The 15,036-nt window shown below is 51.2% G+C and carries 11 protein-coding genes; 5 read left to right on the forward strand and 6 right to left on the reverse strand.

Translation table 11 applies throughout. From position 1 onward, the window contains the following. The first annotated feature begins 3 nt into the window (after positions 1–3). The 3 genes from dnaN to gyrB are packed head-to-tail and all read left to right on the forward strand — an operon-like array spanning position 4 to position 4,633. Complete coding sequence (dnaN, locus tag R5268_RS15490) at positions 4–1,104, forward strand: DNA polymerase III subunit beta (protein ID WP_166706740.1); 1,101 nt, start codon at positions 4–6, stop codon at positions 1,102–1,104. 4 nt (positions 1,105–1,108) lie between these two features. After that, entirely contained in the window at positions 1,109–2,191 is a 1,083-nt protein-coding gene (recF, locus tag R5268_RS15495) for a DNA replication/repair protein RecF (RefSeq protein WP_046892834.1), read from the forward strand. 27 nt (positions 2,192–2,218) lie between these two features. Continuing rightward, entirely contained in the window at positions 2,219–4,633 is a 2,415-nt protein-coding gene (gyrB, locus tag R5268_RS15500) for a DNA topoisomerase (ATP-hydrolyzing) subunit B (RefSeq protein WP_166706741.1), read from the forward strand. 78 nt (positions 4,634–4,711) lie between these two features. Here gyrB and R5268_RS15505 read toward each other — a convergent pair whose 3' ends face one another. The 6 genes from R5268_RS15505 to asd form a co-directional block, all read right to left on the reverse strand. Next, positions 4,712–5,374: a MarC family protein gene (locus R5268_RS15505; protein ID WP_052926473.1), complete on the reverse strand. Its 663-nt coding sequence runs from the start codon at positions 5,372–5,374 to the stop codon at positions 4,712–4,714. Further along, positions 5,367–6,647 (reverse strand): APC family permease, encoded by a 1,281-nt coding sequence (locus tag R5268_RS15510; RefSeq protein ID WP_218454822.1) that lies wholly within the window; start codon positions 6,645–6,647, stop codon positions 5,367–5,369. The genes R5268_RS15505 and R5268_RS15510 overlap by 8 nt, the downstream gene beginning before the upstream one ends. Before the next feature lie 92 nt (positions 6,648–6,739). After that, the gene (gene glsA / locus R5268_RS15515) at positions 6,740–7,669 is read right to left on the reverse strand and encodes a glutaminase A (protein WP_317419665.1); all 930 of its coding nucleotides are present in this window, start codon (positions 7,667–7,669) and stop codon (positions 6,740–6,742) included. After that, complete coding sequence (gene gadC / locus R5268_RS15520; protein WP_166706745.1) at positions 7,666–9,147, reverse strand: putative glutamine/gamma-aminobutyrate antiporter GadC; 1,482 nt, start codon at positions 9,145–9,147, stop codon at positions 7,666–7,668. The genes glsA and gadC overlap by 4 nt, the downstream gene beginning before the upstream one ends. Before the next feature lie 98 nt (positions 9,148–9,245). Next, positions 9,246–10,628, reverse strand: a complete 1,383-nt coding sequence (locus R5268_RS15525; protein ID WP_273746329.1) for a glutamate decarboxylase — start codon at positions 10,626–10,628, stop codon at positions 9,246–9,248. An 890-nt stretch (positions 10,629–11,518) separates the two neighbouring features. Further along, on the reverse strand, positions 11,519–12,628 hold the full coding sequence (gene asd, locus R5268_RS15530) for an aspartate-semialdehyde dehydrogenase (protein ID WP_166706746.1): 1,110 nt from the start codon (positions 12,626–12,628) through the stop codon (positions 11,519–11,521). A gap of 203 nt (positions 12,629–12,831) precedes the next feature. Between asd and nagK the strand changes: the two genes are divergently transcribed. Together nagK and R5268_RS15540 are read left to right on the forward strand one after the other, a co-directional pair. After that, positions 12,832–13,743 (forward strand): N-acetylglucosamine kinase, encoded by a 912-nt coding sequence (nagK, locus tag R5268_RS15535; protein WP_317419666.1) that lies wholly within the window; start codon positions 12,832–12,834, stop codon positions 13,741–13,743. 231 nt (positions 13,744–13,974) lie between these two features. Further along, positions 13,975–15,009, forward strand: coding sequence for a DUF2169 domain-containing protein (locus tag R5268_RS15540; RefSeq protein WP_317419667.1), 1,035 nt, complete (start codon positions 13,975–13,977; stop codon positions 15,007–15,009). The last annotated feature ends 27 nt before the right edge of the window (positions 15,010–15,036 follow it).

The following is a 15,036-nucleotide window of genomic DNA, read 5'->3' on the forward strand; positions in this document are numbered from 1 at the left end:
GCTATGAAATTTATCATTGAACGTGAGCAATTGTTAAAACCCTTACAACAGGTCAGCAGTCCGTTGGGCGGTCGCCCGACCCTACCGATTCTGGGTAACTTACTGCTGAAAGTCTCTGATGGCGTACTGCATCTCACAGGGACAGACCTTGAGATGGAAATGATGGCTGCGGTTCCGCTGGATCAGCCGCATGAAAATGGTGAAACCACGGTACCGGCACGGAAGTTCCTGGATATCTGGCGGGGTCTGCCGGACGGCGCACAAATCAGCGTTGAGCTGGATGGTGATCGTCTTCTGGTCCGTTCCGGCCGCAGCCGCTTCTCGCTGTCCACCTTACCGGCCTCGGATTTCCCGAATCTGGATGACTGGCAGAGTGATGTCACTTTCTCTCTGTCACAGGCGACATTAAAGCGCCTGATTGAATCCACACAGTTTTCCATGGCGCATCAGGATGTCCGCTATTACTTAAACGGTATGCTGTTTGAAACCAGCGGTTCAATTCTGCGCACCGTCGCCACTGACGGGCACCGCCTGGCGGTCTGCTCACTGGATATCGGGCAGGAACTGCCGGACCATTCGGTGATCGTACCGCGTAAAGGTGTTATCGAACTGATGCGTCTGCTGGACGGCGGCGATGCGCTGTTGAAACTGGAAATCGGCAGCAATAATATCCGCGCCCATGTCGGCGGGTTTATTTTCACCTCCAAACTGGTGGATGGCCGCTTCCCGGACTACCGCCGTGTCCTGCCGAAGAACCCGGACAAAACGCTGACGGCAAATTGTGATATGCTGAAGCAGGCTTTTTCGCGTGCGGCAATTTTGTCGAACGAGAAATTCCGCGGTGTGCGGATTTACCTGAACAACAATCAGCTCAGAATTACCGCCAATAACCCGGAACAGGAAGAAGCCGAAGAAATCGTGGACGTCACTTACGACGGAACGGATATGGAAATCGGTTTCAATGTCAGCTATGTCCTTGATGTTCTTAATACACTGAAATGTGAAGATGTCTCTGTGAAACTGACTGATGCCACATCCAGCGTACAGATTGAAGATGACGCCAGTGATGCAGCCGCTTACGTTGTGATGCCGATGCGCCTGTAACACGATGATCCTCTCGCGTTTACTTATCCGTGATTTTCGCAATATCGAAAATGCGGATTTACCGCTGGCTGCCGGGTTTAACTTTCTGGTCGGCCCGAACGGCAGCGGTAAAACCAGCGTTCTGGAAGCCATTTACACACTCGGCCACGGCCGGGCATTCCGTTCAGTGCAGGCGGGGCGTGTTATACGCCACGATAATGAAGAATTTATTCTGCACGGGAAACTCGGGCAGGAACAGACGGACCGGGCCACCAGCGTCGGCCTGAGTAAAAACCGCCAGGGTGACAGCAAGGTCCGTATTGACGGCACCGACGGCCATAAAATTGCCGAACTGGCAAAATTACTGCCGATGCAGCTTATCACCCCGGAAGGCTTTACACTGCTCAACGGCGGACCAAAATTCCGCCGCGCCTTTATTGACTGGGGCTGTTTCCACAATGAGCCGCAATTTTTTGCGATGTGGAGCGATTTAAAACGTCTGGTGAAACAACGCAATGCCGCGCTTCGCCAGGTATCGAATTATGGTCAGATCCGCCACTGGGATCAGCAGCTGATTCCGGTTGCTGAACAGATCAGTCAGTGGCGGGAGCATTACGTGACAGCGATTGCGCAGGATATTGAGCAAACCTGTCAGCAGTTTTTACCTGAATTTTCGCTGAGTGTCTCTTTCCAGCGCGGATGGGATAAAGAGACCGATTATTCAGAGCTTCTGCAGCGCCAGTTTGAACGGGATCGCGCACTGACCTACACCGCCTCCGGCCCGCATAAAGCGGATTTACGGATCAGGGCGGATGGGGTGCCGGTGGAAGATTTACTTTCACGTGGTCAGTTAAAACTGCTGATGTGCGCGCTGCGGTTAGCACAGGGTGAATATTTCACCCGTCAGAGCGGGCAGCAATGCCTGTATCTGCTTGATGATTTTGCCTCCGAACTGGATGCCGGGCGCCGCCGTTTACTGGCTCACCGGCTGAAAGCCACACAGGCTCAGGTTTTTGTCAGTGCCATCACTCCTGAACAGGTCAGTGATATGACGGATGAAAACAGTCGCCTGTTTGTCGTGGAAAAAGGTAAAATACAGGTTCAATAATCAGGATTAGATGAGCGGGAAACGTTGATGTCGAATACCTATGACTCCTCAAGTATCAAAGTATTAAAAGGGCTGGACGCGGTGCGTAAACGCCCGGGAATGTACATTGGTGATACCGATGACGGAACCGGTTTACACCACATGGTCTTCGAGGTTGTTGACAACGCTATCGACGAAGCCCTCGCCGGTTACTGTAAAGACATCGTTGTGACCATTCACAATGACAATTCAGTCTCCGTACAGGATGACGGCCGCGGTATCCCGACCGGGATCCATGAAGAAGAAGGCGTCTCCGCCGCAGAAGTTATCATGACTGTTCTGCATGCCGGCGGGAAGTTCGATGATAACTCCTATAAAGTCTCGGGCGGCCTGCACGGCGTCGGGGTCTCTGTTGTTAACGCCCTGTCTGAAAAACTGGAACTGGTTATCCGCCGTGACGGCAAAGTCCATGAGCAGATCTACCGCCACGGCGAGCCTCAGGATCGCCTGACCATTGTCGGCGAAACCGATAAAACCGGGACGCGCGTACGTTTCTGGCCGAGCATGAACACCTTTAAAGGCGAGACTGAATTCCAGTACGATATTCTGGCAAAACGCCTGCGTGAACTCTCCTTCCTGAACTCCGGTGTGTCGATCCGTCTGGTCGACAAACGCGACGGCAAAGAAGACCATTTCCATTACGAAGGCGGTATCAAAGCATTCGTGGAATATTTAAGCCGCGCCAAAACCTCGATTCATAACAACGTTTTCTATTTCTCCACCGAGAAAGACGATATCGGCGTGGAAGTCTCCATGCAGTGGAATGACTCCTTCCAGGAAAACGTATACTGCTTCACCAACAACATTCCGCAGCGTGACGGTGGTGCTCACCTCGCCGGTTTCCGTGCGGCCATGACCCGTACTCTCAACAGTTATATTGAGAAAGAAGGGCTGAATAAAAAATCCAAAGTCAGCACGACCGGGGATGATGCGCGTGAAGGGCTGGTGGCGGTTATTTCCGTCAAAGTACCGGACCCGAAATTCTCCTCTCAGACTAAAGACAAGCTGGTCTCTTCCGAAGTGAAAACCGCGGTTGAAACCCTGATGAACGAAAAGCTGTCTGAATATCTGGATGAAAACCCGAACGACACCAAAATCATTGTCGGCAAAATTATTGATGCCGCTCGTGCCCGTGAAGCTGCACGCCGTGCCCGTGAAATGACCCGCCGTAAAGGCGCGCTGGATTTAGCCGGTCTGCCGGGTAAACTGGCGGACTGCCAGGAACGTGACCCTGCATTCTCCGAACTGTACTTAGTGGAAGGGGACTCAGCGGGCGGCTCTGCAAAACAGGGGCGTAACCGTAAGAACCAGGCCATCTTACCGCTGAAAGGTAAAATCCTGAACGTTGAGAAGGCGCGTTTTGATAAAATGCTGGCTTCTCAGGAAGTCGCCACCCTGATCACCGCACTCGGCTGCGGTATCGGCCGCGACGAATACAACCCGGACAAACTGCGCTATCACAGCATCATCATCATGACCGATGCTGACGTCGATGGTTCACACATCCGTACCCTGTTACTGACCTTCTTCTACCGTCAGATGCCGGAAATCATTGAGCGCGGTTATGTGTATATCGCACAGCCACCGCTGTATAAAGTGAAAAAAGGCAAGCAGGAACAGTATATTAAAGATGACGAAGCGATGGAGCAGTATCAGGTATCTATCGCACTGGATGGCGCGGCACTGTATGTAAATGAAACCGCCGCACCGATTCAGGGCGAACATCTGGAAAAACTGCTGCACGAGTACAACGGCGCACATAAAATTATCCGCCGTTTAGAGCGTCTCTATCCGCTGCCGCTGTTAAACAGCCTGGTCTATCAGCCGAAACTGGAAGAATCCGCGCTGCTGAACAAAGATGAGGTGGAAGCCTGGGCGAAGAGCCTGACAGAGCGCCTGACCCGTCATGAAGAGCACGGCAGTACCTACAGCTATCACATTGCGGAAAACAAAGAGCGTCAGCTGTTTGAGCCGGTACTGACTATCCGTACTCACGGTGTTGATACTGACTACAACCTGGATTTCGATTTTGTTCACGGCAGCGAATACGCCCGTATCTCCAAACTGGGTGAGCTGATCCGCGGTCTGATTGAAGAAGGTGCTTATGTTGTCCGTGGTGAACGTCGTCAGAACGTCAGTAACTTTGAGCAGGCACTCGACTGGCTGATGAAAGAATCACGCCGTGGTCTGGCAGTACAGCGCTATAAAGGGCTGGGTGAAATGAACCCGGATCAGCTGTGGGAAACCACCATGAACCCGGAAACCCGCCGTATGTTACAGGTTACTGTGAAAGATGCGATTGCAACGGATCAGTTATTCACCACACTGATGGGTGATGATGTTGAACCGCGCCGCGCCTTTATCGAAGAGAATGCCCTGAAAGCGGCAAACATCGACGTATAATTTTTTCCTCTCTCTGAGACCTGATAAAGCCCGGAAATCCGGGCTTTATTTTTTTTCCGGCGATCCGCCCGCAGCCCCTCACCCCGCAAAGTCAGCGATATGCTTCAGGTTCGTGGTAATAATACCGACCATCCCCGAGACCAGTAACTGAATCGCCAGCGTGACCAGAATAATGCCGGAGATCCGCGCCAGTGTATCCATCACACCGGGCGATAAACGCCCGTGCAGCGGCCCGGTGGCCAGAAAAGTCAGGGCAATAGTGGGCAGCATCAGGAGGATCACAACGGAAAGCTGAATCAGGCCGGACAGTGAATCACTGTGTCCCGCCAGCGAAATCCCGACCGCTATTGTTCCGCCGCCCATCGAGAGCGGAAAAAGCAGCGGTACCATCGCCAGCCGCATGATATCTTTCGGCGGCGTGACACTGACCGGAATATCACTGTGCTCCTCTTTAACACCGCGGATAAGCATCGGCCATCCCTGCGCCAGCAACGCAATACCGCCGGTGACAGTCAGTGCATCCGCACTCAGCCCCAGCGCCGTCAGCAGCCAGTTCCCCAGCCAGATAACCACCAGCATGACCAGTGTGTATCCGGCCGCAATTTTCCAGGCAATTTGCCACAGTATCCCCCGATCAATCCGGCCGAGAATAATTGTGGCGGCGGTGATCGTCGCCGGGGGACTGAACAGTGATACAAACGTCACATAGTTAAGAAGAATATTGTCGAGCCATTCATTCATCTTTCCGGCTCCGTGTCCGCAGATAACCGGCAGCCAGACAAAGAACCAGCGCCGCGGCAATCACGCTGACAGCGATCATCCCGCTGCTCAGCAGCGTCACAACAAAACCAGCCAGTACCGCGGTAACCAGGATAATCCCGGTCCCGGTAATGAATTTTGAAGCGCTGATAACACTGCTCTGACGCCACGCCACCACCAGTACCATCAGATAGCACAGGAGAAACGTAAAACTGGCGACATTTGCCAGGTCGCCGAGATTCAGGAACAACGCCAGCAACAGTGTCAGCAGAATAAGCAGGATATTCACTGTCGTTCCCTGACGGTATATTGTTTTGCCCCAGGCAGCCGGCAGAATTCCGGTGCTGCACATTCTGTCAGTAATATTGAATGCGGAGAACAGCGTGGCATTTATCGCTGATGTTGTCGCCAGCAGTGCGGCGGCGGCAACAATCACAAAACCGGCTTTTCCCCATACAGGATAAGCCACCTGAGCCACCGCGGTATCAGCATAACGAACCAGCGCAGACGGAGAAAGGTTGCCGAGTAATACCAGTGCCAGGCTGATATAAAGCGCAATCGTGAACAGAATAGCTATCATAAATGCCTTCGGCATTACCCGGCCGGGATTTGCCACCTTGTCAGAGGCATTCGCCATCATGCCGAACCCTGCATAGGCGAAAAAGGTCAGCCCGACGGCGGAAAAAAGCGTATCACCGGAGAACGGGGTTATATTCAGCAGTGTTGTGTCCACCGTAAATATTCCCGTTGCCACCAGTGCAATAATAATCACCAGTTTGGTGCCCACCAGAAGGACTTCAATTTTGCCGACAGCATGACTGCCGGTGATATTCATCAGGGCGACCACGATGATAATAAAGGCCGTATACACTTCCGGTAATAAGGCGGATTCATTGCCCTGATGAAAAAGCTGAACAGCATAGGCCCCGAATGCTCTGGCCACCATCGCAACTGTCAGGATCAGCGTGACGAGATACAAAAAAGATAAGGCAATCGTCAGTACCGCAGGAAAAGACAGCCGGAAGAAATCAATAATGCCGCCCGGAGAGGGATAGCAGGCGGATAACCTGGCATACGCATAACCGGCAAATAACGCGACCACGCCGCCGCAGGCAAATGCAATCCATGTTGCAGACTGCATAATCAGCGCTGTCTGCCCCAGCAGTGCAAAAATCCCTGCTCCCACCATCGCGCCGATCCCCAGCGCAATGACCTGTAATAGTGTTAACGGTTTTTCTGATGATACTGACGTCATACCCTGCTCCCGAAACAAAACCCGTGCTGCCGCTGATGTTTATTTATATCTGACAAAGCCCGGAAATCCGGGCTTTGTCGTTATCCGCGGGATCACCGGTAAAGGTTATATCCCAGCGCGGCGGCAACCGAGGCCACCATTTTCTGGCCTCTGACACTGTTTCCGTCATCATCCAGCGGCGGTGAAAATGCAGCGATTCCCATCACGCCCGGTACGACAGCCAGAATCCCGCCGCCGACACCACTTTTACCCGGCAATCCGACGGTGTATGCCCAGTCACCCGAGCGGCCGTACAGCCCTTCCATCGTCATTTCCGCCAGGATAAACGGCGTATGAGCCGGGTTCAGCACCTGCTCACCGGTCACCGGGTTTTTGCCGTGTCCGGCCAGTGTCGCCCCCATCGTGGCCAGCTCTTTGGTGGTCAGCAACGTGGAGCACTGGCGGGTATACACATCACACGCCTCCATCGGATCACAATAGAGATTTTGTGCCGCGTAAAGCAGCCAGGATATACCACGGTTATGGAAATTAGTGGTCTGCTCCGACTGATTCAGCTCATCCGACAATGCAATCGCATCTGATCCGAGGCGGCGCTGCATCGTCAGTATCCGCTGCCAGCGTTCTTCGGCCGATTTTGCGGTTACCGCACTGACGGTCGCGATTGCACCGGCGTTCACCAGCGGCGACAACGGTTTATCATTATGCAGCTCCAGCGCCATCACCGAGTTAAACGGCAGGCCGGTCGGGTCAGCACCGATCTGGTTCTGCACCGCCTCCGGACCAATATCCTCCAGCGCCAGTGCCAGTGTGCAGACTTTGGAAATCGACTCGATGGCAAACCGGTAATCCGCATCGCCGCTGCTGATAACATCCCCCTGCACTGTTACCACTGCGACAGCCGCCAGGTCGGACGGGATATTTGCCAGAAACGGAATATAATCCGCATTCGCACCGCCGGGAGCCTGATGAAACTGCTGCAGGGCATTGGTTACCGCCTGTTTGATAGCTGTTAAATCCGTCATGATACTTTTCCTTTGTTTTCCCATGTAAACGGTGCGAAATCACTGTCCGGATCACGCCAGCCTGGTTTACGAATCTGATAAACAACAAACGGAAGAAGAACGAACAGAACGGTCAGTCCGATCAGCGCCCCCACATACACTTCCGGGCTGCCGACCGCAATCTGTGCCGGCGGGATAAAGCTGAACAGAAATGCGGTTAATGAACCGAGAAGCCCCATACCGCCGAGAATAATCATCCCCGCATTACCGCCCGGGATACGGTACGGACGGGCACGCTGCGGCTGACTGAAGCGCAGATAAATCGCGGCACTGAACATCAGCATATACATAATCAGATAGAGAATAACGGTCAGCTGACTGAGGATCTGATAGGCAGCCTGTACGGACGGAAGCACCACAAACAGCACAGCCAGCAGAGAGACGAGCACCGCCTGCACCAGCAGGATATGTGTTGCCATCCCGTTCTTGTTGGTATGCTGGAACCAGTGCGGCAGATAGCCCGCTTTCGCCACTTCCAGAAGACCGGAAGACGGCCCGGCAACCCAGGTCACGACACTCGCCAGCACGCCGATAGCCAGCATGACGGCAACAATCGGCCCCATCCACGGAATATGCGCCCATTTGAACATATCATCGTAAGCCACCAGCAGGCTCTGGGTCAGACTGATATCTGACTGAGGAATGATAAAGGCGATCGCCAGTGTGCCGAGCACAAAGATAGCGACAGTACCCGCCGCTGCCAGAATAATGGCTTTCGGGTAGTTTTTGGTCGGATTATCAATGTCTTTTACGTGAATGGCGTTCATTTCCATCCCGGCGTAGAACAGGAAAATACTGGCCGCCAGCACAATGTTATCGAAGTTTGAGAAATCCGGCAGAACCTGATCCCACGCCAGGTCAATCTGCGGTGTCTGGCCGCTGAACAGGTAGGAGAAACCGAGCACAATCAGAATGATCGCCGGAACAATCGTCCCGATAATCCCGCCCCATTTTGATACCCGGGCAAATGCGCCGACCCCTTTAAAGGCAATAAACGTCGCCAGCCAGTAGATAAACAGCACAACACCGAGCACAAAGAATTTATTGGCCGCCAGCGCTTCATCAAATGCCTGATGAGGGTTGATAAAGGCAAGTGACACCGCCCCGAATGTCAGCCCGGTCGGGAACCAGACCGTCACCTCAATCCACAGCATCGCCATCGCCAGAAACGCCAGGCGCGGCCCGAACGCTTCGCCGACCCAGCGGAAAACCCCGCCCTTCTCTGACCAGCCCGTGGCCAGTTCAGCCGCGACCAGTGATACCGGGATCAGGAAGAACACTGCCGCAAACAGATAATAGAAAATCGCACTGAGACCGTATTCCGCTTCGGCAGGCAAACCGCGCAGGCTCACCACCGCCACAATATTCATGACGATAAGTGTGCCGATAGTCAGTTTTGCTGCACCGGAAGACGGTTTTTTGGTTGAAGTATCAGTCATAAAGCACCCCGGAGGATAATGAGTGAGAGCCTCCGGCTGCGGATACCAGCCGGAGGTCATGGTTAATTAACTGTGAGGGTCATTAACCATGATGAAAATTAACCGTGATGGAAGGTTGCTTTAGCCGTGGAGTTCACCACCGGATTTTGTCTGAAGTGATCGATAGCCCGCTTAATATCATCCAGCAACAGTGCGGCCAGATCACGGCTGACACCGTGGCGGATCATAATGCGCTGAACAACGGTTTTCTCTCTGTCCGCCGGGAGCGGATAAGAGGCTATCAGCCAGCCGCGTGTGCGGATGCGGTCGGAAAGGTCATACAGATTGAACTGCGTCACGCCAGGTTTCAGCTTGTAAGCCACCGCAGGCAGAGCGCCGCGGCCGTCATACACCAGATCGAAAATGTCCAGCTTGTTCAGTTCATCCGCAAGCCATTGCGCAGTATCTGCACACGCCTGCTGAATTTTGGTATAACCGGCGCGTCCCAGACGCAGGAAGTTATAATACTGTGCAATGATTTGCCCGCCGGGACGGGAGAAATTCAGTGCAAATGTCGGCATATTACCGCCGAGATAATCGACATTGAAAACCAGCTCTTCCGGCAGATCTTCTTTACTGCGCCAGACCACCCAGCCCACACCCAGCGGTGACAGACCGTATTTGTGACCGGAGCTGTTAATGGATTTCACCCGCTCAATCCGGAAATCCCACACCAGTTCCGGCTGAATGAACGGAGCAATAAACCCGCCGCTGGCACCGTCAACATGCAGAGGAATATCCAGACCGGTATCCCGCTGTATTGCATCCAGCTCTTTTGCCAGTTCCGCCACCGGTTCATAAATCCCGGTAAACGTCACACCCAGCGTCGCCACCACACCAATCGTATTTTCATCACAATACTTACGCAGATCAGACGGCTGCATACCAAGTGCATCGCCTTCCAGCGGGATTTGCCGGAGTTCCACGTCAAAATAACGGGCAAATTTTTCCCAGCATACCTGTACAGGGCCGGTCACCAGATTCGGCTTACCGGTATCTTTCCCCTGTTTTTCGCGGTTTTTACGCCAGCGCCACTTCATTGCCAGTCCGCCAAGCATCGCAGCTTCGCTGGAACCGGTGGTAGAGCAGCCGATAGTTTCCTGAGCCTGCGGGGAATTCCACAGGTCGGCAATAATATGTACACAACGGCTTTCAATTTCAGCCGTTTGCGGATATTCATCTTTGTCGATCATGTTTTTATCGACACTGTCCGTCATCAGCTGTTTGACTTCATCCTCAACCCAGGTTGTACAGAATGTCGCCAGGTTCTGACGGGAATTACCATCCAGCAGTAGTTCATCCCGGACCACGCTGTAAATAATTCGCGGGTCACTGCTGTCTTCCGGCATTTTGTATTTAGGGAGTTTTGCATCCGAGTCTGTTGATGCGTAAATATCAATAAATTCTGAACTATTATTACCTTTCACAGCATGAAGAGACATACAACCTCCTTCTCAGACTACTTATTGATAGTTAAAATAAATTAATGGTGCTATGCGGTTATTCATGGCTAATTGCGGTAAAAAAAGATAATGCCAGCTAAAACCATGTGATTACCGAAGCAACCTACGTATATTAGCTTATAAAACACACAATACTCAAATCCATAAAACAGGTCAGAAATTATAATTTCTTATATAATTCGTTTTTATTATGATAAACCAAAATAAATCATCCTGATAAAAAACACCACAAACACAGAAGAAATGTTTATTTGTTTTGTTACCGTTTTGTGAAACACAGACGTGTATATATAAGAACTGAACAGGATGAAATTAACGGAAGAAGAATGAGTGACAGGAAAAACCGGGCAGTGCGGAGGATCATAAATCAGTGTCTTTTTTTCTTACCCGAATCAAGCCATTTTTACATCACCGGAAACCACAGACAAAAAATCAGGAAAGGTACAGATACAGCGGGACATTTAAAACATACCGCTAAATATAAACGCTAAGTCAGGCGGTTTCTCTGATGACCCGAATATTAATTTTAAGAAAAAATAACTATCCGTGATAAAGCAGTATCCGGCATATACAACAAATTATGTATACCGTTTTAACAATAAAATAAAAAAGGGTCAGGAGCGGAATGTTACCGGATTATTTTATGCAAATAACAAACAATAAACCCGGATACACCACGAATCCCGGCAATATAGACCTGATGTATATTTTGCGGTCACAGGAAACACCGGTATCCCTCTGTTTAACCGGTTCAGGCAGTCAGAAGATACAGATACTGATAAAAAACAAAATAACAAACAAAAAAAATGACTCACGTGGAAAAATCAGCACATGAGTCCATTATTTTGCATTTAATTAGATTATTATCGTTATTTCAATAAAATATTCAGCATTCTGCGTAATGGCTCTGCAGCTCCCCACAGAAGCTGATCACCCACAGTGAATGCCGAGATATAATCCGGCCCCATATTCAGTTTACGGATGCGCCCGACCGGCGTTTTCAGTGTGCCGGTAACCGCCGCCGGCGTCAGCTCACGCACGGAGATATCACGATCATTTGGTACAACCCGTACCCACTCGTTATGGGCAGCCAGTAAAGACTCAATCTCTGCAACCGGCAGATCTTTTTTCAGTTTCAGGGTGAATGCCTGGCTGTGGCAGCGCAGTGCCCCGATACGGACGCACAAACCATCCACCGGGATAATATTCTGACCGCGTGACAGGATTTTGTTGGTTTCCGCCTGACCTTTCCACTCTTCACGACTCTGGCCGTTATCCAGCTGCTTATCAATCCACGGGATCAGGCTTCCGGCCAGCGGTACGCCGAACTGTTCCGCCGGTAATGCACCGCTGCGGGTAAATTCAGTCACTTTGCGTTCAATATCCAGGATTGCGGAAGCCGGGTCCTGCAACTCTTTCACCACGTGCGCATTCAGTGCACCCATCTGTACCAGCAACTCGCGCATATGACGGGCACCGGCACCGGATGCAGCCTGGTAGGTTGCCACAGAAGCCCACTCCACCAGATCCGCCTCAAACAAGCCGCCCAGAGACATCAGCATCAGACTGACTGTACAGTTACCGCCGACAAATGTTTTAATGCCGCGGTTCAGCCCTTCTTCTATATGCTTACCGTTCACCGGGTCGAGAATAATAATGGCGTCATCATTCATCCGCAGTGCCGATGCCGCATCAATCCAGTAACCGTTCCAGCCGCTCTCACGCAGCTTCGGATAAACATCATTGGTGTAATCACCGCCCTGGCAGCTGATAATAATATCCAGTGCACGCAGTGCATCAATATCAAAAGCGTCCTGTAACGTACTGCGGTGCCCGCCGAATGACGGCGCTTCCCCGCCGCTCTGCGAGGTTGAGAAAAATACCGGACGGATACCGTCAAAATCCCGCTCTTCTGTCATGCGCTGCATCAGCACAGACCCCACCATCCCGCGCCAGCCGACAAATCCCACATTTTTCATCGTGATGTTTCCTTTTATTCTCATCTGAACTGCGTTTGCAATACTCTTAACCTGACAAAATATGAATAACGGTGCAAGTGAATTTATTGATGATCCCCCGCTGTTCAGAAGCCGGACTTATATCAGGCAGCGGGTTCTCATCCGGCCGCCGGTGCTTTATGCTGGAGATAACACCACAGTGATCAGAACAGGGCGGAATCATCATGTATTACGGTTTTGATATGGGCGGGACAAAAATTGAGCTTGCCGTTTTTAATGAAGCACTGGAGCCGGTCTGGCAGAAACGCATCGCGACTCCCAAAGAGAGCTATGCCGCGCTGCTTGAAGCATTCCGGCAACTGACAGAACAGGCGGATACCGAACTCGGCTGTAAAGGAAAAATCGGTATCGGTGTTCCGGGTATTGTGAATCATAAAAAAGGAACTGTATTTACCACCAATGTGCCCGCCGCGCAGTATCAGCCGCTGCGCCATGACCTGGAAACGATACTGCAGCGTCCGGTAAAAATTGAAAATGACGCCAACTGCTTTGCTCTCTCCGAAGCCTGGGACCCGGCATTCCGCCACTACCCGACAGTACTGGGTCTGATCCTCGGTACCGGTGTCGGCGGCGGCTTTGTGATTAACGGCACCGTGTTGCCGGGGAAAAACGGGATTGCCGGAGAGATCGGTCATATTAATATGACCCTGGAAGGGGACAAACTTCTCGGGCATCAGGTTCCGGAGACTCTCTGCGGCTGCGGAAAAACCGGTTGCTTTGAAACCTATCTTTCCGGCCCGGGATTTGAGCGTATTTTTACGGCATTTTACGGCGAAAAACTCAGTGCGGTTGATATTATCACCCGTTACTACAACGGTGATCATCATGCAAAACTGCACGTTGAACGCTATATGTCACTGCTCGCGCACTATCTGGGGAATATACTGAATGTTTTTGATCCTGATTTACTCGTGATCGGCGGCGGATTATCACAATTTGAGGAAATTTACCGCCTGCTGCCGGAATACCTGCCGCAGTACCTTTACGGTGTTGCCTCACTGCCCGCCATTCATAAGGCCCGTTACGGGGATTCCGGCGGTGCCAGAGGAGCAGCCTGTCTGAATTTTTCCGGCTGACCGGCATATATTTACCGCCTGCGGATACAGGCGGTAAATATTAAAAATAATATAGGCTAACTCTTATCTTATTTATCCCGGAAAAAGGTTAGATTAACTGTATTAAAAGCCGGCTGAATCTGCAACGTACCGTATTTGTACATAGAATATCATTCTGTTTTCTCTGTATTATATCAGTCCGTGTTAAATTACGTATTCTTGTGATTATTATATATCATAGGTGAGTGGATAATGAATTTCATCAATCATACTATTTTTCCGGCACTGAATTTTGACTGTCATAACCCGCATCATGATAAATTTCATGTTGTTGCATCACGTATCACTTATGATATCCGGATAAATACCCGTAATGGTCAGAGTCAGCTTATTATTTCTCCCGAACAATCCCCGCTGAATTATACAGATATCAGCTACAGTGAAATGATTGATGCCAGCATTGAATATGAAAATGATTTGGCACCCTATAAACCAAAAACGGATATTGTCATTAACGCCACTGCGTTTGTACCGGAAAACAATCCGGTTCCGGTTTTTGATGTGGGGATTCAGATAGGAAAATATCAGAAAGCCCTGCGTATATTCGGTCCCCGTAACTGGGTAAAAGAGGACAATGAATGGTTTCTGACAGAGCCTGAACCGATCAGTTATCTTAATATCCGCTATGAGCATGCCTCCGGTGGTACATACAATGCCGGTGATACTGTTTTTACTTCTCCGGCAAATCCGATTGGTATGGGCTGGTATCCGGCAGAATTTCTGGCGGGGAGTGATAAAACACAGTTACCGGCGCATCAGATAGAATCCCCGGATATCCCGGCACAGCATATCAGTCAGATACTCCGGCCGGACGGTTTCGGCTTTTTTGGCCGGACCTGGCAGGGGCGTGCGGAATACGCCGGTGACTACCATCAGAACCCACCGTCACAGATGCCGGATAATCTCAATTACTGGTGTGGTGCACACCCGACGCTGCAGATTCCCCATCTTAAAGCCGGTAATAAACTCCCGCTGAAACTGTTTGGTCTGGTATCCGCGACCGAGATTGAGCGCCAGCATGTCCTGTTTTATGTTCCGGTGGAAAATCTGTTTGTTTTTATCGGCTCCGGCCTCGGATTTTCTATCCCGAAAAATTTACAGCTCGACACCATTGTTGTGGATATGAACCTGAGAAAAGTGTTCTGTACTTACCGCATTGCCCTGCCGGACTCTCTGAACATCACAGAGGTGACGCTGCGCTACATTCCGGATCATCCGGCCATATGACCGGTACACATTGCACGTAAAAAGTGG

The sequence above is a fragment of the Morganella sp. BCCO 40_0007 genome, from assembly GCF_032989665.1.
Classification (GTDB): Bacteria; Pseudomonadota; Gammaproteobacteria; order Enterobacterales; family Enterobacteriaceae; genus Morganella; species Morganella sibonii.

What these genes read in the sequence shown, in the direction of transcription:
- asd (WP_166706746.1), bottom strand. Translation starts at nt 12,628, where the DNA reads ATGAAAAATGTGGGATTTGTCGGCTGGCGCGGGATGGTGGGGTCTGTG.
- nagK (WP_317419666.1), top strand. Translation starts at nt 12,832, where the DNA reads ATGTATTACGGTTTTGATATGGGCGGGACAAAAATTGAGCTTGCCGTT.
- R5268_RS15525 (WP_273746329.1), bottom strand. Translation starts at nt 10,628, where the DNA reads ATGTCTCTTCATGCTGTGAAAGGTAATAATAGTTCAGAATTTATTGAT.
- gyrB (WP_166706741.1), top strand. Translation starts at nt 2,219, where the DNA reads ATGTCGAATACCTATGACTCCTCAAGTATCAAAGTATTAAAAGGGCTG.
- dnaN (WP_166706740.1), top strand. Translation starts at nt 4, where the DNA reads ATGAAATTTATCATTGAACGTGAGCAATTGTTAAAACCCTTACAACAG.
- gadC (WP_166706745.1), bottom strand. Translation starts at nt 9,147, where the DNA reads ATGACTGATACTTCAACCAAAAAACCGTCTTCCGGTGCAGCAAAACTG.
- R5268_RS15505 (WP_052926473.1), bottom strand. Translation starts at nt 5,374, where the DNA reads ATGAATGAATGGCTCGACAATATTCTTCTTAACTATGTGACGTTTGTA.
- glsA (WP_317419665.1), bottom strand. Translation starts at nt 7,669, where the DNA reads ATGACGGATTTAACAGCTATCAAACAGGCGGTAACCAATGCCCTGCAG.
- recF (WP_046892834.1), top strand. Translation starts at nt 1,109, where the DNA reads ATGATCCTCTCGCGTTTACTTATCCGTGATTTTCGCAATATCGAAAAT.
- R5268_RS15540 (WP_317419667.1), top strand. Translation starts at nt 13,975, where the DNA reads ATGAATTTCATCAATCATACTATTTTTCCGGCACTGAATTTTGACTGT.
- R5268_RS15510 (WP_218454822.1), bottom strand. Translation starts at nt 6,647, where the DNA reads ATGACGTCAGTATCATCAGAAAAACCGTTAACACTATTACAGGTCATT.